The sequence below is a fragment of the Nitrosomonas sp. Nm51 genome (assembly GCF_900111165.1).
Classification (GTDB): Bacteria; Pseudomonadota; Gammaproteobacteria; order Burkholderiales; family Nitrosomonadaceae; genus Nitrosomonas.
In genome coordinates this window covers 1-3,071 of the sequence record NZ_FOGH01000100.1, presented here as the reverse complement: position 1 = coordinate 3,071, position 3,071 = coordinate 1, and the positions used below count along the sequence as shown (strand labels likewise).

General features: G+C 44.1%; 4 protein-coding genes. 1 reads left to right on the top strand and 3 read right to left on the bottom strand.

Features of this window, described 5'->3' with window-relative positions:
* Positions 1–59 precede the first annotated feature (59 nt).
* The 3 genes from BMY60_RS14835 to BMY60_RS15920 form a co-directional block, all read right to left on the bottom strand.
* Positions 60–1,931: a type I restriction-modification system subunit M gene (locus BMY60_RS14835; protein WP_090334676.1), complete on the bottom strand. Its 1,872-nt coding sequence runs from the start codon at positions 1,929–1,931 to the stop codon at positions 60–62.
* A gap of 162 nt (positions 1,932–2,093) precedes the next feature.
* Positions 2,094–2,309, bottom strand: coding sequence for a hypothetical protein (locus BMY60_RS15535; RefSeq protein ID WP_143057485.1), 216 nt, complete (start codon positions 2,307–2,309; stop codon positions 2,094–2,096).
* A 139-nt stretch (positions 2,310–2,448) separates the two neighbouring features.
* Entirely contained in the window at positions 2,449–2,595 is a 147-nt protein-coding gene (locus tag BMY60_RS15920; RefSeq protein ID WP_177166703.1) for a hypothetical protein, read from the bottom strand.
* A 1-nt stretch (position 2,596) separates the two neighbouring features.
* On the opposite strand from BMY60_RS15920, the gene BMY60_RS14830 reads away from it, so the two are divergent.
* A complete protein-coding gene (locus BMY60_RS14830) occupies positions 2,597–2,911 on the top strand; it encodes a recombinase zinc ribbon domain-containing protein (RefSeq protein WP_090334675.1) in 315 nt (104 codons plus the stop codon).
* The last annotated feature ends 160 nt before the right edge of the window (positions 2,912–3,071 follow it).

Here is a 3,071-nt window from a genome sequence, read left to right as displayed (position 1 = left end):
AATATCGGGACTGCCTTCTTACCCAAAAGAAAATCGCTGATCACAAAAAATCAATGAAATTAGATCGCCACTTCCAAAAAAGCGTGAAACTTTAGCTTATAAACAGACTTGCCGTTTTTATCCTTCACCGGCACCAATTGACGCACGACATTGGCGGCTTTCCAGCCATCCTGAGTGATCATGTAAACATCGTCTTGCATCGTGCCTGCCCAGTAGTCCATCAGAATTTGATAGATATCGTATTTACTGAGCAGATCGGCATTGGCAAATCTGGCCAGCAAGTCTTCCGAAATATCGAAGATCAGTTCTTTCGGGCTGTCGCCGATGCTGATTTCAGAAAGGCGGTTTTCATGTGCCGACTTCCATCCTTCATAAAGCGCCAAGGATTTTTCTTTGAAAGCGTGAAATTCAGCGTGGTCAAGAATAGTGGCTTTAACTTCTCTAGCTTCGACCAATGCTTCAGCATAGTTTTGACGGCTGCTCGGTTTGAATAGCGTATTACGAAGACTTGGAAAAACATCCCAATAATTTTGGAGTGCGTCAATGTCCCGGTTCGGAATGCCGCCATTCAGATGCGCATCCAGATCGTGAATATCTTCCGGTTCGCTTGAATCAATATAACGTGGAATGTTGAGGTTAAATTCATTCTTACCGGCAATTTCATCGTAAGGCACAAGGCGGGAGTATCGCTCAAGCTCAAGCTGTTTATTAAATACATCAACGATTTTGTGAATGTCCTGAGAGCGAAGGCGGTTTTTATTACCGTCTTTCATGAAGCCTTTACTGGCATCGATCATAAAGATTGGGCGTTCGGCTTTCGCATTTTCCTTATCAATGACGATGATGCAGGCGGGAATACCTGTGCCGTAAAACAAGTTTGCTGGCAGGCCAATTATTCCTTTGATATAGCCTTGCCGGACTATATTACGGCGGATATCAGCCTCAGCATTTCCACGGAATAAAACGCCATGCGGTAGAATGACGGCGCCTTTGCCTGTACTTTTTAAAGATTTAATGACGTGGAGAAGGAAGGCATAGTCGCCATTCTTTTCTGGCGGCTCGCCATATTCAAAACGTTTGAATTGATCTTCGGAGACATTGATGCCGCTGCTCCAAGACTTTGATGAAAATGGAGGATTGGCTACAGCGTAGTCGAAGGTTTTTAAGTTGCCATCATTGTTTACCCAGTGGGGATCGGAAAGCGTGTCATCCTGCCAGATGTCCGCAGAGGGGCAATCGTGCAAAATCATATTCATTTTTGCCAAGGCTGCGGTGGCATTATCTTTTTCTTGTCCGTAAAGCGTCAAACCATTGGGCGCTTCATCGTTTACTTTCAATAGCAACGATCCCGATCCGCAGGTAGGGTCGTAAGCAGTTTCATCCTGCCGTGTTTCTTTGTTGATACCCAGAATTTTAGAAAGAATGCGTGAAACTTCCGATGGTGTATAAAACTGGCCCTTGCTCTTGCCGGATTCAGTGGCAAAGTGGCGCATCAGGTATTCATATGCATCGCCGAGAAGATCATCGCCTTCCGCACGATTTTTACCGAGGCTCAAATTTTCAAAGATACCGACCAGATTGCTTAAGGTATCGACCATTTTTTGGCCTTTACCTAAGCGTTCTTCATTCTCAAAATCATTGTCTCCACTGGATAGCCACGCCATATCATTTTCGGCGGCAAGCTTTGATACGATTTTGTTTAATTCTTCACCGATATTTTTCTTGCCCTTTTTGGCAACCATATCGGCGAATGATCCGCCTTCGGGTATAAAAATCGGTGCGTGTTTTTGATTGGCATATTTGTCAGAAACATATTTCACAAAAAGAAGAGTGAGAATGTAATTTTTATACTGCGATGCGTCCATGCCACCGCGAAGCTCATCACAGCTTGCCCATAGGGATGAATATAATTCTGTCTTCTTAATGGCCATCTATTGTCATATCCTCATTTTGGCTTTAGGCATTTTTTAGCAAACCGTTTCTTATATCCAAATGATACGTGAGAATAAGCGAAAATGGGTAAGTCAACAACCGCGAAAAACACCTTGCATCAAATGGTTATTCTCTCGTTTGCTGACCTAAATGTGCCAAATTCAAAATTGAAACGCATCTAAGGACGCATCCTTGGTCGTCATCCGCTGGCGAAACAGCGGTCGTGATTGAGCGGCCAAACGTTCTTTGGTGTATGAAGGATCGATGCCGATAATGCACCACATCAGCGCTTGTCTGAAAATTTTGCATTGCAATATTTGAAGTTTAGTGCGACCGAGAGGGATGTAACGGGAGAGCGCCAGCGTCTCCCTTGCCAAGATAGCGCTGGACTAGAAAATGGTACATTTTGTAGTACAACGCACATCTTGCGCGTAACGGGAAGCGATGTAAAACAGTCAGCACTTTGTATTACAAAACCAAAGCGCGTTCACATAAAAGCCGATACGTTCGTTGCAATCATTGGCCAAAGACCAAATCATTTTTGGATTGGATTATAGGTTGTTCGGTGGATTTTGCCGCTTTATTTTTTATGTCGCCGATCAAAATCTGCGCCATTTGTTCCGCACGTTCCCATTGATCGAGAGAGGCAACGGCCATTTCCAAAGTGTTACTTTTTTCATATGTCTCACAGTGTGGCAACGCCCTGACCTCCTGCTGGTCAAAAAGTAAAACAGGTAAGCTGCATGCCTATTATCTGTGCCAAAACAGGAAGTGCGAATATAAAGGTAAATCAATCCGGCGTGATGTATTGGAAGGTGAGTTTAAAAACCTTCTAAGGCAACTTACACCCACGCAAAATCTCATTGCCGCAGCTTCCGATATGTTCAAAACATTGTGGAAGCACCGCGAAGCCACACAACAAGCTCGCCAAAAAACATTGGAGCAAGAGCGCGATGATACCGGGCGCAAAATTGACTAGTATAATGTTTCAATAAAATATTTACAAGTTGTCTTTTTCAGGCTATTCTCAAATAAAAACCAGGAGGTGTCATGGCTCGAAAAACACAACGCGCTGAATTGTCTTTGTCGGCCGATCAACGGGGCAAACTTGAACAAATAAGCAAGGCCCGCAAGGCTCC